The organism is Arthrobacter sp. SAFR-023 (assembly GCF_051965295.1).
Lineage (GTDB): Bacteria > Actinomycetota > Actinomycetes > Actinomycetales > Micrococcaceae > Arthrobacter.
Map to the genome: position 1 here is coordinate 19,836 of NZ_JBQCMF010000007.1, position 26,165 is coordinate 46,000.

Sequence of the window (26,165 nt, forward strand, 5' to 3'; positions counted from 1 at the left end):
CATGGCCGCTCCGGACATGCCCGCGGGCGAGGTGCCAGCCTCGCCTCGGCCCCTCATCCTGCGCTATGCGGCGCGTTCTGACGTCGGCCGCATCCGCGCGAAGAATGACGATTCCGCCTATGTGGGACGGCATCTCGCCGTCGTGGCGGACGGCATGGGGGGCCACGCCGGCGGCGATGTTGCTTCCGCCGCCACCGTCCTGGACATGATCCACCTGGACACCGACGACTACGATGACGACGCCGGCACGGTGCTGGCCGACGAGATCCAGACCGCCAACTCGCTGCTATCGGAACTCGTCCACATCAATCCCAAGCTGGCGGGCATGGGCACCACCGTGACTGCCCTGCTGCTGGCCGAGGGCAAGCTCCATTTCGCCCACATCGGCGACTCCCGTGCCTACCGCCTGCGCGACGGCGAGTTCGAGCAGATCAGCATTGACCACACGTTCGTCCAGCGCCTCATCGACGAGGGCCGGCTGCGCCCCGAAGAAGCGGAAACCCATCCGCACAAGAACGTCCTGATGCGAGTCCTCGGTGACGTCGATGCGAGCCCCGAACTGGACCTGGCCACCATCGAGGTGCAGCCCGGAGAGCGCTGGCTGCTCTGCTCCGACGGTTTGAATTACGTCGCAGGCCACGTCGTGGAGCGCACGGTGCGGGAAACGCCGAATCTCAGCGAATGCGTGGAGACGCTCGTTGACCTCACCCTCGAGGCGGGCGCGCCGGACAACGTCACGGTTGTCATGGTGGAAATCGTGGAGGAAACGCCCGACGACGTCAGCACGGCCGCCGTCGACATCGTCCCTGACGCCGAGCAACCGGAAGCTATTACCGGGACGAAGGCTGCTGAGCCATCCTCCGCCCCAGTGTCCGGGCCAGGCGATACCGGGCCAACAGAATCGACGCCTGGATCCGCGGATCCTTCCGCCCCGCCGGCCGCAGTTCCGGCGGCCGGTAACTCCGAGGCGGACCGGACATCCGGGCCTGACGCGACATCCGGGCCCGACGCGGCAAGCGAGGATGCCGGCAAGCCGTCGTCGAACGAACCGGCCACCAGCACCGATCCGCATCTGGGCGAGCATCTGTCCGCGGAGGTACTGCGCGAGGAACTGGCTTCCCGGCCCCACATCCTCGTCGGCGCAGCCGTCGCTGCTGCCGAGACCGGTTCCATCCCCACCATTGCCGGCCGGACCGTCGCGCGCCGCGCGGCAACTGTCCTGACACACAAGTCAGACCATGCCCGCGATGAGGCCGAGGAGTTCACGCCCGTCAGGCGCCCGCGCCGCTGGCTCACCCTGGGAATTGCGGGCGCCGCACTCCTGGTCCTCGCCGTCGGGCTCTGGCTCGGTTACGCCTGGACCCAGACGCGCTACTACATCGGTGAATTCGACCAGCGGGTGGCCATCTTCAACGGCGTATCCCAGCGCCTCGGCCCCATCCAGCTCTCCACCCTTGAAGCGGTGACGGACATCCGGATGGATTCACTGCCCCAGTTCTCGCAGCAACGGGTCCGCCAGACGGTTCCCGCACGGGATTTGTACGATGCCCAGCGGATCGTCAAGAACCTTGAACGCACGGGAAGCACCGCACCCTCGGATGAGTGCCTGACTGCGTCTCCCACGGCCTCCGCCTCGGCCTCGGCCTCGGCGAAGGCTACGGCTTCAGCCACGGCCAAGGGCTCCGCCACTCCAAAGCCGGCCACCACGTCCCCGAAGGCGACCACAACCGCCAAGCCGACGGCATCGGCAACAACCGGAGCCTCGGCCGCACCCACCCCAACCGCAACCTGTGAGGGGGGCCAATGAGCCACGCCGACACCATGCCCAAACCCCGGCGCAACGTGGAACTGCTGTTGCTCGTACTCGCCCTGTCGGTCAGCATCGGCGCCAACGCACTGATCAGCATTGACGAACAGACCGCACTGGACACGGACTTCTGGTTCCAGTCCAGCCTGCTCGCCGTCGCGTCCCTGGTGTTCCATGTGGTCCTCCGGTTCCGGGCTAAGTATGCCGATCCGGTAATACTTCCGCTGGTGGTTGCCCTCAACGGCCTCGGCCTGGCCATGATCCACCGCCTCGACGCTCCGGGCGACGACACCGGCAACAACCAGCTGCGCTGGACCGTCATCGCCATGGCCGTTGCCATCGCCGTGATCTGGTTCCTCAAGGACCACCGTGTCCTGCGCCGCTTCACCTACATCTCCCTTGCCGTCAGCGCGCTGCTCCTGATACTTCCGCTGGTCCCCGGCATCTCCGCCGGCGAGATCCTCGGGGCCCGGGTCTGGATTCGCCTCGGTCCGATGACGTTCCAGCCCGGTGAGGTCGCCAAGATCACCCTCGCCATATTCTTTGCCGGATATCTTTCCTCGAACCGGGACCTCATCATGCTGGCCGGCCGCAAGATCGGGCCCATGCAGTTCCCCCGGTTCAAGGACATGGGACCCATGATCACGGCGTGGCTCGTAAGCATCGGCGTGCTGATCTTCCAGCGGGACCTCGGATCGTCCGTGCTGTTCTTCGGCCTGTTCATCGTGATGATCTACGTGGCCACCAGCCGCATCAGCTGGGTGGTGATCGGCCTCACCCTGATCCTCGGCGGCGGCTTCGTGGCGTCCAAGGTCTTCTCGCACGTTGGCCTCCGCATCGACAGCTGGCTCAATGCCTTCACCGAGGAAGTCTTCGGCCGTTCCCCTGGCGGCAGCGGCCAGATCGTGGAAGGCCTGTTCGGCATGGCCAGCGGCGGACTAGTGGGCACCGGCCTCGGACAGGGCCGGCCTAACCTAGTGCCGTTCGCCAACAGCGACATGATTATCGCCTCCTTCGGCGAGGAACTGGGCCTGATTGGCCTCTTCGCCATCGTGATGATGTACCTGCTGCTTTTCACCCGCGGTTTCCGTGCGGCCCTCGGCACCCGCGACGCCTTCGGCAAGCTCCTCGCCTGCGGTCTGTCCTTCGCGGTGGCGCTGCAGTGCTTCGTGGTGATCGGCGGCGTGACGCGGCTGATTCCGCTGACCGGCCTCACCACGCCGTTTTTGGCCGCTGGTGGCTCCTCGCTGCTGGCCAACTGGATCATCGTTGGCCTGCTGCTGATGATCTCCCACACGGCCCGCGGCCCGGTGGACACCTCACCGATGCAGCCCGGCCGCACGCCCGAGGCGCAGAAGCCGGCACCGGTGACGGCCGCAGGAAGCCGGCAGGACCGGAACAGCACCCAGACTCTCCCAGACGCTCCCACCGAGGCGGTGAAACACCTGTGAACCAGGCCATTCGACATTCATGGATCGCCGCGATCGCCATGTTCGCCCTGATTTTCGGTGCGATCAGCTACGTCCAGGTGGTGGGCGCGGACGAGCTCAAGGCCAATCCGTGGAACAGGCGAGCCATACTGCAGAACTACTGCAATGACCGGGGAGCGATCCTCGTGGGTGGCTCCGCCATCGCCGAATCCGTCCCGGGCAATGAATCCTGCAAGTTCCAGCGCCGGTACAACCAGCCCGAGCTGTATGCGGGGCTGACCGGATACTTTTCCCGGAGCTACGGGGTCACGGGCCTCGAAAGTGCCATGGATGCCCAGCTGGCGGGAAGCTCGGACCAGCTGTTCTTCGACCGGATCGGACAGCTCTTTTTGGGCAACCAGCCCAAGGGCGCATCCGTCGAGCTGACCATCGACCCCAAGATCCAGAAGCTGGCCTACGACCTCATCCCGGACGGCCAGCGGGGGTCGATCGTCGTGACCGATCCCAAGACGGGCAACATCCTGGCCATGGTCAGCAAGCCCTCCTACGATCCCAACCTCATCGCCACCCAGGACGTCGCCAAGGAGCAGGCTGCATACAACGCGGCCATCAAGGTCCCGGGCGTCAACCTGAACCCCTCCGTCAGCGGCCCCACGGGCGCCCTGCTGGCACCGGGCTCGGTTTTCAAGCTGGTGGACACGGCGGCAGCCCTGAACTCCGGCAAGTACAACGCCGACAGCGTGCTGCCCAACCCGGCCCAGATGAGCTTCCCGGGCATCCAATACCAGCTGCCCAACTACGCCGGCGGCAACTGCTACACCCGGAACACGGCGAGCTTTGCGTTCGCGCTGCAGCAGTCCTGCAACACGCCCTTCGCGAGTATTGCCCGCGATCTGGGAGAGAACGCGATAGCCCAGCAGGCCAGCAAGTTCGGCTTTAATTCAGACCTCGGCGACCAGCTCAAGCTGGACTACGCCCCCAGTGTCTTCCCCTCGGACCTCGACGACGCCGGACTGGCGCAGTCCGCCATTGGCCAGCGCGACGTCCGTGCGACCCCGCTCCAGATTGCGCTGATGACCTCGGCCATCGCCAACAGCGGAGTGCAGATGGCGCCGAACCTGATCAAGGCCGTACGTTCCCCGGACCTCCGCGTGATCGACGAACCGAAGCCGGTGGCTTTGCGGACCTCGACGACGCCGGAGATCGCGGGACAGATCACCGAGTGGATGACCAGCGTGGTCAGCGAGGGCATCGGCTCCGGTGCCGCCGTGCCAGGCGTCGAGGTCGCCGGCAAGACCGGCACCGCCGAGCTCGGGGACGGCCTGAACAACTCTTGGTTTACGGGGTTCGCCCCGGCTAACGATCCGCAAGTGTCCGTCACGGTCGTCATGCAAGGCGTGGACATCACCGCCGGAGCACAGCTAACCAGTCCGAACGCAAAGAGAATTTTTGAGGCGGTGTTGAATAAGTGAGGCCTACATCGGGAATCACCCTCGGCGGCAGATTCCAGTTGACCACGCGTATTGCGATCGGCGGCATGGGTGAAGTCTGGAAGGCCAAGGACCTGATCCTGGGCCGGATCGTGGCCATCAAGGTGCTCAAAGAGGAGTACACGGGCGACCCCGGCTTCCTCCAGCGGTTCCGCGCTGAAGCCCGCCACACTGCGCTTCTCAACCACGTGGGCATCGCCAATGTCTTCGACTACGGCGAGGAGGAAGGGTCCGCTTACCTCGTGATGGAGCTGGTCCCCGGCCAGCCGCTGAGCAGCATCATCGAGCACGAGCAGGTGCTCTCACCGGACCGTACGCTGTCCATCATGGCGCAGACGGCGCGGGCCCTGTCCGTGGCCCATGCCCAAGGCCTGGTGCACCGTGACATCAAGCCCGGAAACCTGCTCATCACCCCGGACGGACGGGTCAAGGTCACCGACTTCGGCATCGCGCGCCTGGCGGACCAGGTGCCGCTGACCCAGACCGGCCAGGTCATGGGCACCGCCCAGTACCTAGCCCCCGAACAGGCCACCGGCCAGACCGCCACCGGCGCCTCGGACATCTACTCGCTCGGCGTCATCGGTTACGAGTGCCTCACCGGGCACCGGCCGTTCTCCGGCGAATCCCAGATCGCCATCGCCCTGGCCCAGGTCAACGACGCGCCGCCGCCCCTGCCGGAGTCGCTGCCCAGGCCGGTCCGGGCGCTCCTGATGTCCATGCTGGCCAAGGACCCGAGGAACCGCCCGGCCAACGCGATCAAACTGGCCGAGGCAGCGGAGGCCATCCGCAACGGTGACATCTCGGCAGCCCACGCCGCCGTCCCCGGCATGCTCCTGTTCGAAGGGGGCACCGGCGCCATGACGGCACCGGTTAATATCGCCACGGCACCAACAGGCGTGATCGGCTCGGAGAAAAGCCCGACGGCGGCCACCTCGGCGCTGCCCGTGCTCGGCGCGGCAGCCGCTGGTGCTGCCGCCGGCGGAGCCGCTGCTGCGGCCGCCGGAAACCCCTCGGATGCCGCCCCCACGCGGGCGGGGAGCACGCTGTCGCGTGCCGATGCCCTGGCCGCCGAGCGCAGTTGGGACCAGGAAGAGGACCAGTACACGGCGCCCTACGACGGCGAACCCGCCGATGAGCCCGAGCGGCGGAAGCGCAGCCCGTGGACGTGGCCGCTGATCGCCCTGATCCTGCTGGTGCTTTTCGCCGTCGCCGGTATCCTCCTGAGCCAGGCCGGCTTCCTGTCCCCGGGCCAGAGTCCTGCCGCCACCACGTCGAGCACACCCAGCCGCAGCGTGACCACCAGTTCCACGCCCACGCCTACCCGGACATCGGCGACCCCGACGCCGACGCCCACACCGACGCCGACGCAGTCCACTCCCGAGGCCATCAACGTCATTCCGGACGCGTACCTCGGCAGGCAGTACAGCGAGGTCCGCACCGAACTGATCGCGCTCGGGCTCAAAGTCAACGGCGATGAAGTCTTCAACCCCGCCGCTCCCGGCACGGTCACGGACCTTAACCCGTCCGGCCCGCTGCAGGCCGGCGACACCGTAAAGGTCACCTATTCCAAGGGGCCGAAGAAGATCGCCGTCCCGGACATCGGCACGGGCAGCAGCGAGTCGGAAGTCCAGTCAGCCATCGAGAAAGCCGGGCTGCGCTGGCAAAAGGGTGCCGACGAACCCGGCGACCCGGACCAGGACGCCGGCACCTTCGTCCGTTCCGAGCCCGAAAGCGGCCGGGAGGTCGACGCCGGCACTGTCGTGACTTACCACCTGTCCGAAGCGCTGATCCCCACTCCCTCATCCACGCCGACCCCAAGCGGCTCGCCCAGCGGACCATAAGCCGTGACCACGCCGCGAACTCCGTCACACCGGGAAGACAACATCCCGGTGACCAGTCAGCGCGTCCTGAACGGGCGCTATGAACTTGGCGAACTCATCGGCCGCGGGGGCATGGCCGATGTACACCGTGGCCTGGATACCCGGCTGGGCCGGACCGTTGCCATCAAGCTGCTCCGCCCCGACCTGGCCCGTGACCCCCAGTTCCAGGCCAGGTTTAAACGCGAAGCCCAGGCCGTCGCAGCCCTGAACCATCCGTCGATCGTTGCCATCTACGACACGGGCGAACACACCGTCCCGGGCGACGCCCATGACCAGGTCCGCGTTCCGTACATCGTCATGGAGTTCGTGGCGGGCAAGACGCTCCGGGACCTGATCCGGGCCAGCGACATCACCATTGACCAGGCGGTGGAGTACACGCTGGGTGTCCTGTCTGCACTGGAATACAGCCACAAGGCCGGAATCGTGCACCGGGACATTAAACCGGCGAACGTGATGTACTGCGCGAACTCGGACATGGTCAAGGTGATGGACTTCGGCATCGCCCGCGCGGTGGCCGATTCGTCCGCAACCATGACCCAGACCCAGGCGGTGGTGGGCACCGCCCAGTACCTGTCGCCGGAGCAGGCGCGCGGTGAGGCGGTGGATGCCCGCAGCGACCTGTATTCGGCAGGCTGCCTGCTGTACGAAACGCTGACTGGCCGGCCGCCCTTCGTGGGTGAAAGCCCGGTATCCGTGGCGTACCAGCATGTCCGCGAGAAGCCGGAACCAGCCAGCAACTTCAATCCGGAGATCTCCCGAGCGTTGGACAGCGTGCTGGAAAAGGCGCTGCAGAAGAACCGTGCCGACCGTTTCCAGGACGCCGCGGCCTTCCGCCGTGCGCTGAGGGCCGCTAAGAACGGGATCCCGGTTCCGGCATTGTCGCCAAGCGAAGCGCCGACGGACCCCAATGACATTCCTGAGCCGCACCGCACTCCGCCCACCGAAGCGTTTTCCATGACCGGAGCCAGCTTCCTCGACGACGCTCCCACGGGCCGCCTGCGCCGAAGCCGGGACACCGACGGTGATGCCTCCGTGCTGCCGACCGAGGCCGCGGCGGTCTACGAGACGGCCGAGCACGATGAACTTCCGCTCGGCCTGCCCCGCGAACGGGAGCGCTCGGACTTACAGAAGTCCCGCCGTCGGGCCTGGATCACGACCTTCGTGATCTTCACGCTCCTGGTGCTGGCCGGCGGCGGCCTGTGGTTCTACAACTTCCTCAACCAGCCCCCTGCCGAACCAGTGCGCGTCGCGATTCCCGCCGTGGAGAAGCTCTCCGAATCAGAGGCGCTGCAGGCGCTCTACGACGCGAAACTGCGGCCGCAGATCAAGCGGGTGCAGCACGACTCGATCGCCAAGGGCACCGCCATTGGCACTGCGCCGCCGGCGGGATCGTCGCTGGAACCGAACTCGGAAATTGTCCTGAACATCTCGTCAGGCCCCAGTGCCGTCAAGATCCCGGCGACGCTGCCGGGACGGACGGAGGCGGCAGCCCGCGATATCCTGCGGCAGGCGGGACTGGTAGGCGCGCCGTCCACCACCATGGCCAACAGCGCCACTGTTCCGGCGGGCCTGGTGATCACCACCAAGCCGGCGCCGGGCCAGCAGGTGGCGGTGGGGAGCACCGTTGAGATCCTGCTGTCCACAGGCAAGGTGGCCATGCCGGAGCTTCGCGGCATGACCCGTGCCGAGGCCGAGGCAGCGCTCAAGGAGCTCGGCCTGGTTGCCGTCATCAGCGAGGTGGAGAACTCCCAGGTCCAGCCGGGCAAGGTGACCAGTCAGAGCGATCCGATCAACTCACTCGTGGAGCAGGGCAAGGCCATCACCGTGACGGTGGCCAAGGCCCCGGCGCCGGCACCCACCCCGACGCCAACCCCCACGGCGACGGCGACGCCGACCCCGACTCCGACACCGAGCCCCACGAAGGGCAAGTAGGGCCCGCCGAGCCGAATCCTAGTGCTGGATGAGGGGGCTGAGCTTCGCTGCCCGTCCGGCGGCACCCTTCATGCCAAGCGACTCGAGCCAGTTGCCCAGCATCTGGTAGCCGCCCTCAGTCAGCACGGACTCGGGGTGGAACTGGACACCGCACAGTGGAGCGGTGCGGTGCTGCAGCCCCATGATGACGCCGCTGGCGGTTTCCGCCGTGATCTCCAGGATCTCCGGAATCGTGTCCCGGACGGCGGCCAGGGAGTGGTAGCGCGTGGCCGTCACGGGGGAGGGCAGGCCGGCAAACACGCTGGCCCCGTCGTGCTGGACCAAGGAGGTCTTGCCGTGCATGAGCTCCGGGGCATGGGTCACCCTTCCGCCGTACGCCTCCGCAAGGGCCTGGTGCCCGAGGCAGACGCCGAACATCGGCTTCGTCTTCTCCCCGCACCAACGGATCAGGTCGATGCAGACGCCCGCTTCGGACGGTGAGCCCGGTCCGGGCGAGATGAGCACGCCGTCGCGCGTTTCTGCCATTTCGATGGCCTCGGCGAGGGTCACATCATCATTGCGGACCACTGTTGTCTCGGCGCCCAGCTCCTGGAGGTAGCCCACCAGGGTGTAGACGAAGCTGTCGTAGTTGTCCACGACGAGTATCTTTGCTGTGCTCATGGGTTTCTTGGCGCACCAATCGTTGAGTCGGTGAATTGGGTGAACTGGGACATCCAGGGGAAAAGGAACTCGACCATCAGGAACAAGGCGCCGGCGGCCAGCAGCAGCGACGTGAGGACGCGGAGCCAGAGCGGGCCGGGAAGGTGACGGAATATCCAGCCGTACATGCCTAGCCTTCCCCCCGTGCGCGTGCCACCTGGGCTGCGATCTCCGCGGGCGGCCCCGCCGACGCGGGCTGCCAGCGGTCCAGCACCGAATAAGCGATGATCCGTTCCTCGGAGCCGAAGCGGGGATTGCAGCTGGTCATGGTGAGAAGCCTTTCGGTGGGGCGCACTCCTGGCTGGTTGGGCACCGGGAGGAGGACATCGGCTTCGCTCGGCAGAACAATGCGGTTGTTGCGGAACACGTAGACGTAGTAACCGTCCCGCGTCTGGACATAGATCTTGTCCCCGGGAACCAGCGTGTGGATATTGTCCAGCACGGCGCCGTGCGTCTGCCGGTGGCCTGCCACGGCGAAGTTACCCACGGCGCCGGGCATGGACGTGTTGCCGTAGTGGCCGAGGCCCAGGGTGTCCAGGACGTCGCCGCTGGTGCCCTCGACAATGGGCCGGGTGTAGTTCTCGCCAAACCGGGGAATGTACATGATCCCGATGGTTCCGCCGTGCCCGGGGGCTTCTCCCACCACTGGCGCTCCATAGTCCTTCGGGCCGGAGGCGGCCGTGCCGCCCGTCGCAGCCGGTGTGGGCGCGGGGGCCACCGGACCACCCAGGTCCCTGGCAAAGTCCTTGACGGCGGCGGTTTGCTTCGCATCGGACTCCACGTTGGTCCACCAGAGCTGCCACGCGACAAACAGGAGCAGCACGATACCGGCGGTGATGAGCAGCTCGCCGAAGATCTGGACGGCCTTCCGCAGGATTACGACGCCGGTTGCCGGCTTGGCGGTTGCCGTCACCTTCTCCTGCACTACCACGCGATCTCCTTCAAGCGGTTGCGGGGCACCGGCGCGGGCTGAACTACAGCTAGAATTGGCTGCTAGTAAGACTTCAGACCTGACCAAGAGTGTGCAGACCGCCGGTAATCCCCTTCCAGCAGGATATCAAGCCCCGGTCCCTCCTCTTGTTTCAGCCGCCAAGGAGGACATGTGCCCGAGTCAAAGCCACGTAAGAAGACTGCCCGCCCGGCCGAGCCCGTTTCCACCGAGGCCTACAAGCCGAACCCCGTCTGGTTCAAGCCGGTCATGTTCGGCCTGATGATCATCGGGCTGCTCTGGATCATCACCTTCTACATCAGCGAAGGCCAGCTGCCTGTGCAGGCATGGGAGTCCTGGAACATCCTGGCCGGGTTCGGCATCGCGATCGTCGGCTTCCTGATGACCACCCGCTGGCGCTCCTGAACCGACGCCCATGACCGCGGAAGGCATCATCATCGGCGAGGATGGCCTGGCACGTCCGCCGTGGGCTTCCACGGATCCCCTTCTGCGCGAGTATTACGACACCGAGTGGGGCCTGCCCGTCCGGGACGAGCAGGGCCTCTACGAGCGCATCAGCCTCGAAGCTTTCCAGGCGGGCCTGTCCTGGTCCACCATCCTGCGCAAACGCCCCGCCTTCCGTGCGGCCTTCGGCGACTTCCATCCGGAAACCGTGGCCGCTTTTACCGAGGCCGACGTCGAGCGCCTCCTTCAGGACCCCGGCATCGTGCGAAACCGCCTCAAGATCCGTGCCGCCATCACCAATGCCCGGGCCACCATAGCGATGCGGGACGAGGGCGGCCTCGTTGACTTTGTCTGGGGGTTCCAGCCGGCTTCGACGCCTGCCCCCGCCACCTATGCCGATGTGCCCACCACGTCCCCCGAGTCCATCGCCCTCTCCAAGGCGCTGCGGAAGAAGGGCTTCGCCTTCGTGGGGCCAACCACCATGTTCGCCCTGATGGAAGCCATCGGCATGGTGGACACGCACCTGGTGGACAGCCACCGCAGGGGGACATCAGGGGTCTGGGCCTGACCGCTGCCTGGCGCCGCACTCCGGGCCAGCCAGCCCCTGCCCCCACCGGTCCACACATGTTGGTAAAGATATCCACAGTGTTGATAACTTCGCCGGCTGCGGCCCCCGGAAACGGCCCTGCATGCCCGGCTGGCCGCGCCCGGAAAGCCAAACTTGCATTTTCCAAGTTATTAACAGTTGTGGAAACGACTGTGGAAAACCCCGGCGTTCAGCCCTTTTGGGGCCGGACGGGATGCTGGCTGGTGATGGACACGCGGTTGAAGGCGTTCATCGCGATGGCCAGCCAGCTCACGGCTGAGTATTGCTCGTCGGTGAGGTGCTCCCGCGCGTAGGCGTCCTCCAGCTCGCGCGTGCGGGCATCCGGGAGAACCGTGATGCTCTCGGCCAAGGCCAGCGCCGCCCGCTCGTGGGCCTCAAACACCGCGGTGTCCCGCCAGGCTGGCAAGACCGCCAGGCGCTGTGTGGATTCACCGCCCTTGACGGCATCTGCGACGTGCATGTCGAGGCAATACGCGCAGCCGTTGACCTGCGATATCCGGACATTGAGCAGTTCGATGAGATGTTCGTCCAGGCCGGCTTCGAGCACCGCTTCCTTGGCCTTCAGCCCTAGCCCATTCAACGCCCGCCACGCGGCGGGGTGGTGCTTGTCCAGGAAGATGTGGCTGTGGGTAGTCAAGTCATTGCTCCTTGGACGGGGTTCATCGGCTGCCTGTGAGTCAGAGACTACACGGGGCCGCTGCGCAGCGGCCGGTTATCCACTTAGCAACAGGCGGCTACCCACAAGTTATCCACAGGTGGGGAAAACTTGTGGGTAGCGGGGGCGGAAATGCCACAATCTGGGCGTTGGGAAGCTCTGCAACCCTTACGTGAGACCTGCGTGGGTTATTAACAGTGTGAATAACCTTGTTGAAAGGCCGCCTGATAATCCCCTTCACCCGCGCCCACATGCCTGGTTATGCCCAGGGCACCGCGCGCCGGTCAGATCTGGGCAAAGTTGTCCACTTAACCACAGGGGCGGGCATCAAAGTTATCCACAGGTGTGGACGGAAGCGTGCAAAACGGACGGAAGTGGCCCCGCCGCCCGCCATGCCGGGGGCTGGCCCGTGACTTACAACTGTGTAAGTTATTAACAGTGTGGATAACCGCTGTGGAAAACTAGCGCGCGTCGGTGCGTCCTAACCGCGGCCCGTGGACACAAAAATGCCCCCGCTTCGGAAAGCAGGGGCATTAGGGGGAGCGGCACTACGAGGAGGCCCTCAGAAGCTGTCAGGACACCACGAGCACTCGGTACCAGGAAACCACGGCCAGCAGGGCCAGAACGAGCGCTAGCCCTCCGGCCTGCAGAATGTTGCGCCGCAGGCCGCGCGGGGCATAGGCAATGACGGCTGCGCACAGGGCGCCGGTGATAAAGCCGCCGAGGTGGGCCTGCCAGGCGATCTGCGGCACCATGAAGCCGATGACGCCGTTGATGGCGATGAGTACCCAGAGCTGTCTCGTCTCACCGCCGCGGTGCCGCTGCACCACGAGCATGGCGCCAAACAGTCCAAAGATCGCTCCGGAAGCACCGACCAGGCCCACGGGGCCGCCCTCGGGCAGGATCGGGGTCATAAGCAGGTATCCCACCGACCCGCCGATGGCGGACAGCAAATAGACAGCGAGGAAACGGATCCGTCCCAGCAGCGGTTCCAGCGCCTGGCCGAAAATCCACAGCGTGTACATGTTCAGGACAATGTGCAGCAGGAAGCCCTGGGAGTGCAGAAAGGCGGAGGTAAGCATGCGCCATGGCTGGAACACCCCGTACTCGGGCGTTGCGTAAACCGACGCGTAAGCGAGCGTCCGGAACACCGCATTCCCGGGAAGCACCCACTGCAGAACAAACAGGAGTGCACACGCCGCGATGATCGCGAACGTTACTACAGGCTTGCCGGAGGCAACGGCGCCGCCGTAGACGGTCCGGGCTGTCGGCGTCGTACGCCTTGCTTCGTTGACGCAGTCAACGCATTGGAACCCGACGGCGGCCGCGCGCTGGCACTCGGGGCATGCCGGCCGCCCGCAACGCTGGCAGCTGACATACGAGGGCCGGTCCGGGTGCCGGGGGCACACCGGTGCCTGCGCTGACGGCTCCGCCGCCGGAGTTCCGTAGCTCATGGGGCTAGAGCTGCTCGATATCGATGCTGTTGATGGTCACATCTTCAACCGGGCGGTCGCCCATGCCGGTGCGGACACCTTCAATGGCGTCCACAACCTTCTTGGATTCCTCATCGGCAACTTCGCCGAAGATGCTGTGCTTGCCCTGCAGCCAGTCGGTGGGGATGGTGGTGATGAAGAACTGTGAACCGTTGGTTCCCTTGCCCATCTGGATGCCGGCGTTCGCCATGGCCAGCTTGTAGGGTGCGCTGAAGCTCAGCTCGGGGTGGATCTCGTCGTCGAAACGGTAGCCCGGTCCGCCGGTGCCGCGGCCCAGCGGGTCGCCGGCCTGGATCATAAAGTCCTTGATGATGCGGTGGAAGATGGTGCCGTCGTAGAGCGGCGTGCCGGTCTTGTCCTCGCCGGTCTCCGGGTGGGTCCAGGCCTGTTCGCCGGTGGCCAGTCCGACGAAGTTCTTAACAGTCTTGGGCGCGTGGTTGCCGAAGAGGTTCACGACGATGTCGCCGAGGCTGGTGTGGATGGTTGCTTTTGCAGTTGCTGAGGCAGTCATAGGGCCATTCTTTCACGGCGGGTCAACGCGAACGCGGGCGGAAAAGACAGTTCCGCGCTGGGTGAAATCCACCGTGAATCCGCCGGAACGATAGCAGCCCGGCTATTCGTGCACGTAGGCTAACAACAGAACCGTCACATTAATCGGGAGGTAGTTGTGAAGAAATCGGATCGTATTGCCCGCGAACTGGAGTTGTCGGTCAGTTCTGCAGTCGAGAACGCAAAAGACCGCGTGGAAGCAGCAGTGGACTGGGCAGTTCCCCGCCTGCAGCAAGGCATTGATACCGCTTCCCCCAAAATCCAGGAGGGGCTCAAGGTGGCGGCCCATAACCTTGCCGGCGGAGTTGCAACCGTGACGCCCCGCATTCAGGACGGCCTGGCACAGCTTGCACCCAAGATCCACGACGTCGTGGAGGGTGCCACACCGCGCATGCACGAGGCCCTGGACCGGGCAACGCCCGTCATCACCCAGGCCCGCGACCGCGTGGTGGTGGAATACCTTCCCCGATTCTCCGACCAGATCGGAACCGCATCCGAGGCCGTCCACCGGACCCTTGAGGGCACGCCGGCACGGATCGACGCTGTGGCCCAGCGACTCGGCGACGTCGGCATCATCCACACCTTCCAGGAGCAGGCGAATCTGGCTGGCGGGCACCTGAAGTCGGCCGCGTCCGAGGCCGGCCGGGCGGTGACCGGCAAGGCGCTGGTGGTGGAGCCGGAGAAGCCGAAGAAGCGCGGCCTCCTGATTGTCGGTGTAATAGCCGCGGCCGTGGCTGCCGGGGTTGCGGCGTGGAAGGCTTCCAAGCCGGTCGAGGACCCCTGGAAGACCCCCGCACCCGTGACGCCTGCACCGTCAGCCTCGGAGGTCACCACCCCCGCGGCGTCAGCCACCGGTGTTGGATCGGCTGCCGAGACGCCGGCGCCGGTTCCGGCTACCCCGGCTGGCAGCTCTGCTTCCGCGGCCGCCGATACGCCGCTCGATGCTGCCTTTGCACTGGCCGCCGAGGACGAAGCCGACACTTCTGCCGACAAGGCGAAGCACGTTGCCGAGGACGCTGACTCCGACGCCGGTGAAGTTGCCACCGATGCCAAGACCGCGGTGAAGAACATCGCATCCGACATCGAGAACGGTGCAGACAAAAAGTCTTAGCCACTTGCCCGCAAGGGCATTAACAGGAGGGGTTCCGCAGCCGCGGGGCCCCTCCTGTCGTCTGCGCGGGCGTATCCGCGCACCGCTCCGCCTGACAGGCACGGTGCCGCCGGAATGGAAAGCATCGGTGCTAAGTTTGAGGTGATGTCACCCGATAGATCCGCAGAGGATGCCTTGACTGACACTGAGCCGCGCGTATCCATTGTTATCCCGGCCTACAACGAGGAAGGTGTCATCCGGCAGTGCCTCATCGCGGCGGTGTACCAGTCGGTTCCGGCGCACGAGATCATCGTGGTGGACAACATGTCCAAGGACCGCACAGCGTCGATCGTCACGCAAATGCAGCAGGAGTATCCGGAAAGCCCCATCATCCTCCTCCGCCAGGATCGGGAGCAGGGACTCATTCCCACCCGCAACTTTGGCCTCGACCACGCGACCGGGGACATCCTGGGCCGGATCGACGCCGATTCAGTGGTGGAACCGGACTGGGTGGAACAGGTACAGAAGGCCTTCGAGGACGTTTCCACCTCAGCTGCCACCGGCCCCGTCGTTTACTACGACATGCCGATGCGGCGTTTCGGCCTCAAAGCGGATGACAAGATGCGCCAGCTGATGCTGAAGCTGGCCAAGCACCAGTACCACTTCCTGTTCGGATCCAACATGGCACTCCGCCGGTGCGCCTGGGAAACAATCCGCAGCGAATGCTGCCGGGACGAAAAGGACGAGATGCACGAGGACATCGACCTGTCCCTGCATCTCGCTGACCACGACCTCAAGGTCCAGTACTGGCCCCAGATGGTCTCCGGGATGTCGGCCCGCCGGCTCGAGGACTCACCCCGGGACTACCGCTACTACGTGACGCGCTTCGACCGCACCTACAAGGCCCACAACGTGAAGAAGATGGCCCTCAAGGCGCCCATGGTGGTGTTCTTCTCCGTGTATTTCCCCGCCAAGCTCCTGCGCGCCATCCACACCGTCAACGCCAGCCAGCCAATCCGCCGCGGCGGTCAGTAACGCCGGCGGGGGCCGGGCGTCGTCAGTCAGCCCCCAGCTCCGCCAGCGGGCGTTCCTCCGGCGGCTTGCTCTGCCCGGCCTTGCCAGCATTCCTTTGTCCGGCCACCACGACGGCGAGGCCCACGAGAATGAGCGCCAGCCCGGCGTAGGTGCCCGCCGGCAGCGTTTCGTTCAGGAACGCGGCAGCCAGCAGGGCCGCTCCCGGTATTTCCAGCAGGATGATCATGGACACCAGCAGAGGGCTCATGGTGGCCAGCAGGTGGTTGAATGCCGTATGTCCCACGAGCTGGGCGCACACGGTGATGGCCAGAATCCCGAGCCAGCCGCCGGCGTCGAACCCGGACAGGGGCTGGTTGGTGAAGATCGCCAGCACCGCGACCAGAGCAGCACACATGCCGTAGCAGAGGGCCGTGTACGTTCCGGTCGTCATGCTCTGGCGGGCCCGGCCTCCGGCCAGCGTGTAGATTCCCGCGAGGAACCCGCCGGCCATGGCTAGGAGATCGCCCAGCAAGGCGTCCGGGGAGGTTCCCATGTCGAAACCGGTGATGGCCACGACGCCGCCGAAGGCAATGCCCAGGCCCACCAGGACCTGCCAGCGGTGCCGCACGCCGCGGAAGAGCTGAATGATGGCAATCCAGGCGGACTGCAGGCAAACGAGGGCGGTAGCGGCGGCCACGGAGGTCAGCTGCAGGGACGTGATGAAGCAGGCGAAGTGGAGGGCCAGGGCCACCGCCGCGACGAGCGACCAGCGGAACTCATAGCCTCTGATCCGGCCGAACTGGCTCGGCTCCCGGACCAGCGTAGGGGTGGCCATGACGGCTGCCGCGATGGCGTTGCGCCAGAAGGCGATGGCGAGGGCCGTGACTGTGGTGGCACCGAGTGTTGCGGCAATGAGCGGTCCTGACGAGGCCACGCCCAGGACGCCCAAGGCTGCAAGGAAGAGATTCACGCTTCCACAGTAGTGCCGCCCGCTGGTTGAGCCTGTCGAAACCAAGGCAAAGAAAAAGGCCCCGGCCGTTTCCGACCGGGACCTTCCTTATGGTGGAGGCACGGGGACTCGAACCCCGAACCCCCTGCTTGCAAAGCAGGTGCGCTACCAATTGCGCCATGCCCCCATAAGAAGCAACCCGTCCATCATACCCTAGTTCCGGAGCCTGGCTTACCAGCTTCCGCACCGGGATCCGGGCTATTCAACCTTGTCGGTTGATTCGCTCCAGACTGTTTTCCGGGCTTCGGATTCCTGCACCTTTTTCTTGTAGAGGAGGGCGCCTGCGACTGCAGCTGCAATGACCAGCAACTTCTTCACATGCACCCCGTTCCGGCTTGATTCCTGTGGAATCCGGCCTAAACCTCGTCTTGAACCTGTGCAGGTTCCGTGGGCGTACCAGGACTTGAACCTGGGACCTCTTCGTTATCAGCGAAGCGCTCTAACCGCCTGAGCTATACGCCCCGATGCCTCATCGGGCCGAGACATGACTCTACAGCACATCCCGGCCCGATCTCAAATCGAGGCATTCCACCGGAGTTTTTCCGCGGAAATACAGGGTTTTTAGTCGTCGGTGAGGGTCACGCCGATGCCGCCGACAAGCGTCGCTGAGATGTTGTACAACACGGCCGACAACATGGACAGGGCGGTCAGCAGGACCACGTTCACGACGGCAATAATGGTCGCGAAGGATGCCACCTGGCCGAGCGATGCGACCTTCTTCAGTTCGAAGCCGCCGCTCTCAGAACCGGCGAGCGTTCCCAGCAGGCTGTCCACCTGGTCGAAAATGCCGGTCAGGTCCAGCACTGTCCACAGGACGATGGCGGCCACCACCGTGACGATGCCAAGCGCGACAGACAGCAGGAAAGCCATCTTCAGCACAGACCAGGGGTCAACCTTGCTGACCAGAAGCCGTGCGCGGCGCGCCTTGGCCTTCGGAGCCGGCTTGACCAGCCCCTGTGCACCCGGCGCGCCCTGGGGGCGCTGTCCGGGGGCTGCCGGGCGCTGTGCCGGCGCGGCCGGCCGCTGGCCCTGTCCTGCGGGCGCCGGGCGCTGCGCCGCGCCTGCAGGACGCTGGCCCGGAGGGCCCGACGGCGTGGCCGGGCTCTGCTGGGGACGCACCGGGGCATTCACCCGGGGAGCGGACGCCGGCTGACGCATCCCGCCGGGACCATTACTGCTCGGCTTGGGATATGAGTCGGAATTGCTCACTCGTTACCTCCGGTGTTGTCTTCGTTCGCCTCAGCATCGCCGGACGTTCCTTCTGCTTCATCGGCCAGTCCTGAAGGCGCCTCTGCGGCTTCCTCGTCTGGTCCGGCATCTTCAGCCAACGTTACGTCATCGGCAGCGATAGCCAAGATTTCTGACGCACTCGGTTCATCGGTGTGGTCGGCCTCGGATTCACGCTCTGCACTGGCTTCAACTTCCTCTTCGAGGCCGCGTTCGGTGTTGCGGGCCACCTCGATGATGCGGTCGTTCTTGTCCGGCTTCGCGAAGATGACGCCCATCGTGTCGCGCCCCTTGGCGGGGACGCCGGCCACGGATGAGCGGACTACCTTGCCGCCGCCCATGACCACGAGGACTTCGTCTTCCTCCTGGACCACCAGGGCGCCCACGAGGTCGCCGCGTTCCTCGGCGAGCTTGGCTACCTTGATGCCAAGTCCGCCGCGGCCCTGCAGCCGGTATTCCTCGACGGCGGTGCGCTTGGCATAGCCGCCTTCGGTCACCACAAAAACGTAGGAGCCCTCGGCCACCACGTTCATGGCGAGCAGTTCGTCGTCCTCCCGGAACTTCATGCCTGTCACGCCGGACGTGGCACGTCCCATGGGCCGGAGTGCCTCATCGGTGGCCGTGAAGCGGATCGACTGGCCCTTCCGCGAGACCAGCATGAGATCGTCCGTCTCGGAGACCAGCTGCGCAGAGACCAGTTCGTCCTCCTCCCGGAGGTTGATGGCGATGACGCCAGCGGACCGGTTGGTGTCGTAGTCCTCCAGCCGGGTCTTCTTGACCAGGCCGCGCTTGGTGGCCAGCACCAGGTACGGCGCGTGCTGGTAGTCCTTCAGGTCCAGCACCTGGGCAATGTGCTCGTCCGGCTGGAAGGCCAGCAGGTTTGCCACGTGCTGGCCCTTGGTGTCGCGGCCGCCCTCGGCCAGTTCGTAGGCCTTGGCCCGGTATACGCGACCAAAGTTGGTGAAGAAGAGCAGCCAGTGGTGGGTGGTGGTGACGAAGAAGTGTTCCACCACATCATCACCGCGCAGCTGGGCGCCCTTGATGCCCTTGCCGCCGCGCTGCTGCGAACGGTAGTTGTCGCTCCGTGTGCGCTTGACGTAGCCGCCGCGGGTGATGGTGACCACCACTTCCTCTTCGGGAATGAGGTCTTCCATGGACATGTCACCGTCGTAGCCCATCAGGATCTGGGTGCGGCGGTCGTCCCCGTGCTTGGCCACGATCTCGGCGAGTTCCTCGCTGATGATCGAGCGCTGTCGCTCCTCCGAGGCGAGGATCGCGTTGTACTCGGCGATCATCGCTTCGAGCTCGGCGTGGCGGTCCTGGATCTTCTGGCGTTCCAGGGCAGCCAGCCGGCGGAGCTGCATGTCGAGGATGGCGCGGGCCTGGATCTCGTCGATCTCCAGCAGCTGCATCAGGCCATCGCGGGCTGCCTCCGTAGTGCTCGAGGCGCGGATCAGCGCAATGACCTCGTCCAGCATGTCCAATGCCTTGAGGAGGGCACGCAGGATGTGCGCTTCTTCCTCGGCCTTGCGCAAGCGGTAGCGCGTGCGCCGGGCGATGACATCCAACTGGTGGGTGACCCAGTGCCTGATGAAGGCATCGAGGCTGAGAGTGCGCGGCACTCCGTCCACGATCGCCAGCATGTTCGCGCCGAAGTTCTCCTGCAGCTGGGTGTGCTTGTAGAGGTTGTTCAGCACCACCTTGGCGACGGCGTCGCGCTTCAGGACGATGACCAGGCGCTGCCCGGTGCGGCCGGAGGTCTCATCGCGGAGGTCGGCGATGCCCTGGACTTTTCCGTCCTTGACCAGCTCGGCGATCTTGATGGCCAGGTTGTCCGGGTTGGCCTGGTAGGGCAACTCGGTGACCACGAGGCAGGTCCGCCCCTGCAGTTCCTCCACGTTGACCACAGCGCGCATGGTGATGGAGCCGCGGCCGGTCCGGTAGGCGTCCTCGATGCCCTTGTGGCCCAGGATGGTGGCACCCGTGGGGAAATCGGGTCCCTTGATGCGCTTCAGCAGTTCCTCGAGGAGCTCCTCGCGGCTGGCGGTCGGGTTGGCCAGGTACCACTGAACGCCGTCCGCCACCTCGCGGAGGTTGTGCGGCGGGATGTTGGTGGCCATGCCGACGGCGATGCCCGAGGACCCGTTGACCAGCAGGTTGGGGAACCGCGCCGGGAGGATGGTGGGTTCCTGGTTCTTGCCGTCGTAGTTGTCCTGGAAGTCGACGGTCTCCTCGTCGATGTCACGGACCATCTCCATGGCGAGCGGCGCCATCTTGGTTTCGGTGTACCGCGGAGCCGCGGCACCGTCGTTGCCGGGTGAGCCGAAGTTTCCCTGGCCCAGCGCGAGCGGATAGCGCATGGTCCAGTCCTGGATCAGGCGCACCAGGGCATCATAAATCGCCGTGTCGCCGTGCGGGTGGTACTGGCCCATGACCTCGCCCACCACACGGGCGCACTTGTTGAACGCACGGTCCGGGCGGTACCCGCCGTCGAACATCGCGTACAGCACGCGGCGGTGGACGGGCTTCAGCCCGTCGCGTACGTCCGGCAGCGCTCGGCCGACGATGACGGCCATCGCGTAGTCGAGGTAGGACCGCTGCATCTCTGTCTGCAGGTCGACCTGCTCCACGCGGTCGACCAGCACGTCGCCCTCCAGAACCGGCTCCGTGCCGTCCGGAGACTCGGCCGGGACCTCGGGTGTTTCGTCACTCATAGTCTGTGTTTTCCGTTTCAGGTATATGTCTGTTCTGGAATATCAAGCGCGGAAGCCGCTAGATATCGAGGAACCTGACGTCCTTGGCGTTCTGCTGGATGAAGTTTCTGCGGGACTCGACATCCTCACCCATCAGCACGGCGAAAATCTGGTCCGCGGCGGCTGCGTCCTCCATGGTGACCTGCAGGAGGGTGCGCCGGTCCGGGTCCATAGTGGTGTCCCAGAGTTCGGTGTAGTCCATCTCGCCCAGACCCTTGTAGCGCTGGATGCCGTTTTCCTTGGGAATGCGGCGCCCTGCGGCCTGGCCGGAGACCAGAACGGCGTCACGCTCACGGTCGCTGTAGACGTAGTCGTGCGGAGCGTTGGACCACTTGATCCGGTACAGCGGCGGCTGCGCGAGGTAGACGTAACCGTTCTCGATCAGCGGGCGCATGTAGCGGAACAGCAGGGTCATCAGCAGCGTGGTGATGTGCTGGCCGTCAACGTCGGCATCAGCCATCAGCACGATCTTGTGGTACCGCAGCTTGCTCAGGTCGAAGTCCTCGCCGATGCCCGTGCCGAACGCGGTAATCATGGACTGGACCTCGTTGTTGCCCAGCGCCTTGTCCAGGCGTGCCCGCTCCACGTTCAGGATTTTGCCGCGCAGCGGAAGGATGGCCTGCGTTTCGGGGTTGCGCCCGCGTTTGGCCGAACCGCCTGCCGAGTCGCCCTCCACCAGGTAGACCTCGCACTTCGAGGGATCCTTCGAGGAGCAGTCGGAGAGCTTGCCCGGCATGCCGAACGACTCCAGCGGGCTCTTCCGGCGCGCATTGTCACGGGCCTTGCGCGCGGCCATGCGGGCCTGCGCGGCGGATATGGCCTTGCGGATCACGTCACGCGCGGGCCCGGGGTTGCGTTCCAGCCAGTCCCCGAGCTGATCGGTGACCACGCGCTGGACGAAGCCCTTGACTTCGGAGTTGCCCAGCTTGGTCTTGGTCTGGCCCTCGAACTGCGGCTCGGACAGCTTCACGGAGATGACGGCCGTTAGGCCTTCGCGGATGTCGTCGCCCGTGAGGTTCTCTTCTTTTTCCTTGATGATGCTCTTATCGCGCGCGTAGCGGTTGATAAGTGACGTCATCGCAGCGCGGAACCCTTCTTCGTGGGTACCGCCCTCATGCGTGTTGATGGTGTTGGCGTATGTGTGCACGCTTTCGGAGTACGCGGTGGTCCACTGCATGGCCATTTCGACGGCGATGTGCCGCTCGACGTCCTCGGTCTCGAAGGCGATGACGTCCTCGTGGACCACATCCACCTTTTTGCTGGAGTTGAGGTGCTTGACGTAGTCAAGGAGACCGTCGTTGTACTGGTAAACCACCGTGCGGTGCTCGGCCAGGACCTCGCCCTCGGTGAGGACGCCGTCCAGGTCCAGGTCGCCGGCTTCGTCCGTGCCGGCTGCCGCCTGGCGCTCGTCGGTGAGCGTGATGCGCAATCCCTTGTTAAGGAAAGCCATCTGCTGGAACCGGGCGCGCAGCGTTTCGAAGTCGAATTCCACGGATTCGAAAATGCTCGCATCCGGGTAGAAGGTTTGACTGGTTCCGGTCTCGCTGGTCTCCTCACCCTGGACCAGGGCGCCCTGGGGCTTGCCGCCGTCGGCAAAGGCCATCCGCCAGACGTGGCCCTGGCGGCGGACCTCGGTGTTCACGCGGGAGGAGAGGGCGTTGACCACGGAGATGCCCACACCATGCAGGCCACCGGAAACGGCGTATCCGCCGCCGCCGAACTTTCCGCCGGCGTGCAGGATGGTCATGACCACCTCGACGGTGGGCTTGCCCTCGGTCGGATGGATGTCCACCGGGATGCCGCGGCCGTCGTCGGTTACTTTGACGCCGCCGTCCGCCTGCAGAACAATCTCGATGTGCGTGCAGTAACCCGCGAGGGCCTCATCCACCGAGTTGTCCACCACTTCGTACACCAGGTGGTGCAGGCCGCGCAGACCGGTGGAGCCGATGTACATGCCCGGCCGTTTGCGTACGGCCTCGAGGCCCTCAAGAACCGTGATGTCGCTGGCGCCGTATTCCCGCGGCGTGGCAGTCTCAGCCGGGTTGCCAGCGGTTGGGGCATCCTCCGTCACGGGCTCCACTGCCTCGATGTCTGCATTGTCGTTAGCCACAGGCGCTTTCGACTCCTCTATGTTCGTTGATGGCCGGCCTCCGCCGTCCGCCGAAGCAAGGGCGGCCGCCAAAAGGCACGTCACTGTAGCGCCAGCTACTTGGTCAACCTGCGGAACCGCTCCCGCTCATGAAAAAAGCGCGGGAAAACGGACTCAGTCAACGTTTCACCCGCGCCCAGTTATCTAGGGGAATTCTATCGTGAAACGCGGCTGTTTCCTGCATTGGCGGGGCGCGGACGCGGCCCGATGTGCCTCTCGCTGGCCATTGACTCCGCCTGCAAGGCTCCAGCAGACCACGTTTTGGGCTCCTATACGGCCGACGGCGGTTTGAGCGCCCTGCACGCCGTTTCCGGTTTCGCTCTTATCCGTAAGTGTCCCGGGGTCCGCGGCCGTTGACGGTACGCCCGCCCTTGCGCCAGCTCGGTGCCGCCGGGCCCAGTACCTGGATGCTCGTGACCACGCCGTCACCGAGTTCGGAGCGGAACTTTTCGAGCAGGCTCATGCTGAGCAGCCGGAGCTGCGTCGCCCACGCCGTGGAGTCACACCTGACATGGAGGGTGGTATCGGTGAAGCTCTCCGGGGTGCAGTGGGCAGAGATTTCCGGGCCCACGAGCGCCGGCCACTCAGCCATGACCGAGCCCACGGCCACCGGGGAGGTCCAGCCGCGTTCGGCGACCAACCGCCCCACGACTTTTCCCAGTCCCAAGGGATCGCGTCCGGTGGAGTGGAACTGGCTGAAGCCCCGCGTTCCCCCGGAACCCGATCGCGGTTTATGACTGGCGCCGGCCCGCGGCGGCGCCTTCCGGCGGATCTCGCCGCGGGCTGCCGCTGCCTCACGCATTCTGTTCAGCGCCGCCTGGGCGGCATCGATTTCATCGGGATCGCGGCCCGGCTGCAGGCCGCCGTCCTTATCCCTGTTCATCGATTCCTCCCGGGATTACCTTCACCCGCCGGCCCGACAGCTCGTCCGGAATATCGGCGTCCACCGCGGCGGTGACCAGCACCTGCTCGGCGCCGGCAACTATTGCGGCCAGTTTACGCCGCCGCTGGACATCCAGTTCGGCGAAAACGTCGTCGAGGATGAGGATCGGTGCGGAGCCTCCGGTGCGGGCGTCGTCGAGCATGACGTAGTAGGAGGCCAACCGGAGGGACAGGCACATGGACCATGTTTCACCGTGCGACGCGTAACCCTTGGCCGGGGCCTGGCCCAGCACGAGTTCGAGCTCGTCCCGGTGCGGACCCACGAGGGAGATTCCCCGTTCGCGTTCCTTGCGGCGGGATGCCGCGAAGGCCTGCACGTAGCGTTCGGCAAGCTCATCCACGGACAGCAGACGCAGATCCTCGGCCGGGTTTCCCGGCCCGGATGGTGCCGTCGAAGCGCTGGCCGGCTCGCCGTCGTCGTCCATCATGTTTTGCAGCGTTGAGCGATAGACCGCATCGGCGGCCTTCGAGCCATCAGTGAGCTGGGCGTAGGCATTGTTGAGGTGCGGCCGGAGTCGCTCGACGAGTTCCAGCCTGGCGTGCAGCAGCTCCGCCCCGGCGCGCGCCATGTGCTGGTCCCAGACATCGAGGGTGGCTTCGTGGCCGGCGGTGAACTTGCCGGCCCGTGCCGACTTCAGCAGTGCGTTCCGCTGTTTGAGCACCCGGTCATAGTCGCTGCGGGTGGCAGCGTGCCGCGGAATCAGGCTCACCAGGAGCTCGTCCAGGAAACGGCGCCGGTTCGACGGATCGCCCTTGACGAGCGCCAGGTCCTCCGGGGCGAACAGGACTGTGTGGCAGATGCCCAGCAGGTCGCGCGCACGGACCGGGTTGCTGCGGTTGATGCGTCCGCGGTTGGCCCGGCCGCCGTTGATTTCGAGCTCCAGGATGGTGGACTGTTCGCCGCGGACCAGCTTCGCCCTGATCAGGGCACGGTCGGTTCCGAAGCGCAGCAGGGGCCCGTCGGCGCTGACCCGGTGCGAACTCAAGGTGGCCAGGTAGCCGATGGCCTCCATCAGGTTGGTCTTGCCGATGCCGTTGGAGCCGACCAGGACCGTGACGCCCGGGTCAAACCGGAGATCCACCTGCGCGTAGCTGCGGAAGTCGGTCAGGGACAGGTGTTCTAGGTACACTACTTGGCTGGACGGGTGGCATGCCCGCCGAACTGGTGGCGCAGTGCGGACACCATCTTCATGGCTGGCGAATTGTCCTCGCGGGAAGCGAAGCGGGCGAACAGCGCGGCGGTAATGGCCGGAGCCGGAACCGCATTGGCAATGGCCTCTTCCACCGTCCAGCGGCCTTCACCGGAGTCTTCGACGTAGTCATCGATCGAGGCCAGACCCGGATCCTCGTCCAGGGCCTTCACCATGAGGTCGAGTAGCCAGGACCGGACGACGGTTCCCTTCTGCCAGGCGCGGAACGTTCCGGGAAGGTCCGTGACGATTTCCTTGGCGGCGAGGAGTTCGTAGCCTTCGGCGTAGGCCTGCATCAGGCCGTATTCGATGCCGTTGTGCACCATTTTCGCGTAATGGCCTGCGCCGACGCCGCCCACATGGACGAAGCTGTCGGCGCGGTCACCTTCCGGGCGGAGCGCATCGAAGACGGGGAGGGCACGTTCGATGTCCTCGGCGTCGCCGCCGGCCATGAGGCCGTAGCCGTTTTGCAGTCCCCAGACGCCGCCGGAGACACCGCAGTCTGCGAAGCGGATGCCCTTTTCGGTCAGGGCCGCGGCGTGCTTCTGGTCCTCGGTGAAGCGGGAGTTGCCGCCGTCGATCACCATATCGCCGGGCTGCAGCTTCGCACCGAGCTCCGTGACGACAGCATCGGTGATTTCACCGGCAGGAACCATGACCCAGATCAGGCGTGGCGCAGGTAGTGCGGCGATGAGCTCGTCGGTGGAGGCGACATCGGTGACCTCGGGGTTGCGGTCGAAGCCAGTGACATCGATCCCGCCCTTGCGAAGCCGTTCGCGCATGTTGAAACCCATTTTTCCAAGGCCGATCAGTCCGATATGCATCGTGTGAACTCTTTTCTGCGCGGAGGGCTAGG

At 65.5% G+C, this 26,165-nt stretch carries 21 protein-coding genes, 2 tRNA genes and 1 pseudogene; 9 read left to right on the top strand and 15 right to left on the bottom strand.

All coding sequences use genetic code 11. The annotated features are described in order from the left end of the window. Position 1: 1 nt before the first annotated feature. Genes ACTHQX_RS09115 through pknB form a run of 5 tightly spaced genes read left to right on the top strand, consistent with a single transcriptional unit; the run spans position 2 to position 8,539 of the window. On the top strand, positions 2–1,807 hold the full coding sequence (locus tag ACTHQX_RS09115; protein ID WP_440157020.1) for a PP2C family protein-serine/threonine phosphatase: 1,806 nt from the start codon (positions 2–4) through the stop codon (positions 1,805–1,807). Continuing rightward, positions 1,804–3,258, top strand: coding sequence for an FtsW/RodA/SpoVE family cell cycle protein (locus tag ACTHQX_RS09120; protein WP_236805952.1), 1,455 nt, complete (start codon positions 1,804–1,806; stop codon positions 3,256–3,258). Before ACTHQX_RS09115 ends, ACTHQX_RS09120 begins: the two co-directional genes overlap by 4 nt. Continuing rightward, positions 3,255–4,709, top strand: a complete 1,455-nt coding sequence (locus tag ACTHQX_RS09125) for a peptidoglycan D,D-transpeptidase FtsI family protein (protein ID WP_440157022.1) — start codon at positions 3,255–3,257, stop codon at positions 4,707–4,709. The genes ACTHQX_RS09120 and ACTHQX_RS09125 overlap by 4 nt, the downstream gene beginning before the upstream one ends. Further along, positions 4,706–6,568: a protein kinase domain-containing protein gene (locus ACTHQX_RS09130; protein ID WP_440157024.1), complete on the top strand. Its 1,863-nt coding sequence runs from the start codon at positions 4,706–4,708 to the stop codon at positions 6,566–6,568. Before ACTHQX_RS09125 ends, ACTHQX_RS09130 begins: the two co-directional genes overlap by 4 nt. A 3-nt stretch (positions 6,569–6,571) precedes the next feature. Then, positions 6,572–8,539 (top strand): Stk1 family PASTA domain-containing Ser/Thr kinase, encoded by a 1,968-nt coding sequence (pknB, locus tag ACTHQX_RS09135; RefSeq protein WP_440157026.1) that lies wholly within the window; start codon positions 6,572–6,574, stop codon positions 8,537–8,539. Positions 8,540–8,557: 18 nt separating this feature from the next. Here the strand turns inward: pknB and ACTHQX_RS09140 are convergent, their stop codons facing one another. Beyond that, on the bottom strand, positions 8,558–9,199 hold the full coding sequence (locus ACTHQX_RS09140) for an aminodeoxychorismate/anthranilate synthase component II (RefSeq protein ID WP_236805949.1): 642 nt from the start codon (positions 9,197–9,199) through the stop codon (positions 8,558–8,560). A 169-nt stretch (positions 9,200–9,368) separates the two neighbouring features. After that, positions 9,369–10,169: a class E sortase gene (locus tag ACTHQX_RS09145; protein WP_440157028.1), complete on the bottom strand. Its 801-nt coding sequence runs from the start codon at positions 10,167–10,169 to the stop codon at positions 9,369–9,371. A 171-nt stretch (positions 10,170–10,340) separates the two neighbouring features. Between ACTHQX_RS09145 and ACTHQX_RS09150 the strand changes: the two genes are divergently transcribed. Continuing rightward, a complete protein-coding gene (locus ACTHQX_RS09150; RefSeq protein ID WP_102972605.1) occupies positions 10,341–10,592 on the top strand; it encodes a cell division protein CrgA in 252 nt (83 codons plus the stop codon). A 10-nt stretch (positions 10,593–10,602) separates the two neighbouring features. Beyond that, complete coding sequence (locus tag ACTHQX_RS09155) at positions 10,603–11,199, top strand: DNA-3-methyladenine glycosylase I (RefSeq protein WP_440157030.1); 597 nt, start codon at positions 10,603–10,605, stop codon at positions 11,197–11,199. Between the two features lie 208 nt (positions 11,200–11,407). Here the strand turns inward: ACTHQX_RS09155 and ACTHQX_RS09160 are convergent, their stop codons facing one another. The 3 genes from ACTHQX_RS09160 to ACTHQX_RS09170 form a co-directional block, all read right to left on the bottom strand. Beyond that, positions 11,408–11,875: a carboxymuconolactone decarboxylase family protein gene (locus tag ACTHQX_RS09160; protein WP_236805946.1), complete on the bottom strand. Its 468-nt coding sequence runs from the start codon at positions 11,873–11,875 to the stop codon at positions 11,408–11,410. A gap of 590 nt (positions 11,876–12,465) precedes the next feature. Continuing rightward, a complete protein-coding gene (locus ACTHQX_RS09165) occupies positions 12,466–13,347 on the bottom strand; it encodes a rhomboid family intramembrane serine protease (protein ID WP_440157032.1) in 882 nt (293 codons plus the stop codon). Between the two features lie 4 nt (positions 13,348–13,351). After that, the gene (locus ACTHQX_RS09170) at positions 13,352–13,897 is read right to left on the bottom strand and encodes a peptidylprolyl isomerase (protein ID WP_102972601.1); all 546 of its coding nucleotides are present in this window, start codon (positions 13,895–13,897) and stop codon (positions 13,352–13,354) included. Between the two features lie 156 nt (positions 13,898–14,053). Here ACTHQX_RS09170 and ACTHQX_RS09175 point away from each other — a divergent pair, with 156 nt between their 5' ends. Next, positions 14,054–15,046, top strand: a complete 993-nt coding sequence (locus tag ACTHQX_RS09175) for a hypothetical protein (protein ID WP_440157034.1) — start codon at positions 14,054–14,056, stop codon at positions 15,044–15,046. A 144-nt stretch (positions 15,047–15,190) separates the two neighbouring features. Then, on the top strand, positions 15,191–16,060 hold the full coding sequence (locus tag ACTHQX_RS09180) for a glycosyltransferase (protein ID WP_440157036.1): 870 nt from the start codon (positions 15,191–15,193) through the stop codon (positions 16,058–16,060). A 22-nt stretch (positions 16,061–16,082) separates the two neighbouring features. On the opposite strand, the gene ACTHQX_RS09185 is transcribed toward ACTHQX_RS09180, so the two are convergent. The 10 genes and pseudogenes from ACTHQX_RS09185 to gnd form a co-directional block, all read right to left on the bottom strand. Beyond that, entirely contained in the window at positions 16,083–17,009 is a 927-nt protein-coding gene (locus ACTHQX_RS09185; protein ID WP_440157038.1) for a DMT family transporter, read from the bottom strand. Between the two features lie 90 nt (positions 17,010–17,099). After that, a tRNA-Ala gene (locus ACTHQX_RS09190) sits at positions 17,100–17,175 on the bottom strand. 71 nt (positions 17,176–17,246) lie between these two features. Continuing rightward, on the bottom strand, positions 17,247–17,372 hold the full coding sequence (locus ACTHQX_RS09195) for a DLW-39 family protein (RefSeq protein WP_440157040.1): 126 nt from the start codon (positions 17,370–17,372) through the stop codon (positions 17,247–17,249). A gap of 64 nt (positions 17,373–17,436) precedes the next feature. Beyond that, positions 17,437–17,510: transfer RNA gene (locus ACTHQX_RS09200), tRNA-Ile, on the bottom strand. Between the two features lie 99 nt (positions 17,511–17,609). After that, the gene (locus tag ACTHQX_RS09205) at positions 17,610–18,257 is read right to left on the bottom strand and encodes a DUF3566 domain-containing protein (protein WP_236805941.1); all 648 of its coding nucleotides are present in this window, start codon (positions 18,255–18,257) and stop codon (positions 17,610–17,612) included. Next, positions 18,254–20,989 (bottom strand): DNA gyrase subunit A, encoded by a 2,736-nt coding sequence (gene gyrA, locus ACTHQX_RS09210; protein ID WP_440157042.1) that lies wholly within the window; start codon positions 20,987–20,989, stop codon positions 18,254–18,256. The genes ACTHQX_RS09205 and gyrA overlap by 4 nt, the downstream gene beginning before the upstream one ends. A 58-nt stretch (positions 20,990–21,047) precedes the next feature. Then, positions 21,048–23,138, bottom strand: a complete 2,091-nt coding sequence (gyrB, locus tag ACTHQX_RS09215) for a DNA topoisomerase (ATP-hydrolyzing) subunit B (protein WP_272912731.1) — start codon at positions 23,136–23,138, stop codon at positions 21,048–21,050. Positions 23,139–23,499: 361 nt separating this feature from the next. After that, positions 23,500–24,060, bottom strand: a complete 561-nt coding sequence (locus ACTHQX_RS09220; protein ID WP_440157044.1) for a DUF721 domain-containing protein — start codon at positions 24,058–24,060, stop codon at positions 23,500–23,502. Beyond that, complete coding sequence (gene recF, locus ACTHQX_RS09225; RefSeq protein ID WP_102972594.1) at positions 24,047–25,249, bottom strand: DNA replication/repair protein RecF; 1,203 nt, start codon at positions 25,247–25,249, stop codon at positions 24,047–24,049. The genes ACTHQX_RS09220 and recF overlap by 14 nt, the downstream gene beginning before the upstream one ends. Continuing rightward, positions 25,249–26,160, bottom strand: a pseudogene (gene gnd / locus ACTHQX_RS09230) (phosphogluconate dehydrogenase (NAD(+)-dependent, decarboxylating)); the annotation flags it as partial. The pseudogene gnd and the gene recF, both read right to left, overlap by 1 nt. Between the last annotated feature and the right edge of the window lie 5 nt (positions 26,161–26,165).

Excerpts from the sequence above, each read along its gene's own strand:
- ACTHQX_RS09155 (WP_440157030.1), top strand. The coding sequence starts at position 10,603 with ATGACCGCGGAAGGCATCATCATCGGCGAGGATGGCCTGGCACGTCCG.
- ACTHQX_RS09140 (WP_236805949.1), bottom strand. The coding sequence starts at position 9,199 with ATGAGCACAGCAAAGATACTCGTCGTGGACAACTACGACAGCTTCGTC.
- ACTHQX_RS09220 (WP_440157044.1), bottom strand. The coding sequence starts at position 24,060 with ATGAACAGGGATAAGGACGGCGGCCTGCAGCCGGGCCGCGATCCCGAT.
- ACTHQX_RS09120 (WP_236805952.1), top strand. The coding sequence starts at position 1,804 with ATGAGCCACGCCGACACCATGCCCAAACCCCGGCGCAACGTGGAACTG.
- ACTHQX_RS09180 (WP_440157036.1), top strand. The coding sequence starts at position 15,191 with ATGTCACCCGATAGATCCGCAGAGGATGCCTTGACTGACACTGAGCCG.
- ACTHQX_RS09170 (WP_102972601.1), bottom strand. The coding sequence starts at position 13,897 with ATGACTGCCTCAGCAACTGCAAAAGCAACCATCCACACCAGCCTCGGC.
- ACTHQX_RS09115 (WP_440157020.1), top strand. The coding sequence starts at position 2 with ATGGCCGCTCCGGACATGCCCGCGGGCGAGGTGCCAGCCTCGCCTCGG.
- gyrA (WP_440157042.1), bottom strand. The coding sequence starts at position 20,989 with ATGAGTGACGAAACACCCGAGGTCCCGGCCGAGTCTCCGGACGGCACG.
- ACTHQX_RS09165 (WP_440157032.1), bottom strand. The coding sequence starts at position 13,347 with ATGAGCTACGGAACTCCGGCGGCGGAGCCGTCAGCGCAGGCACCGGTG.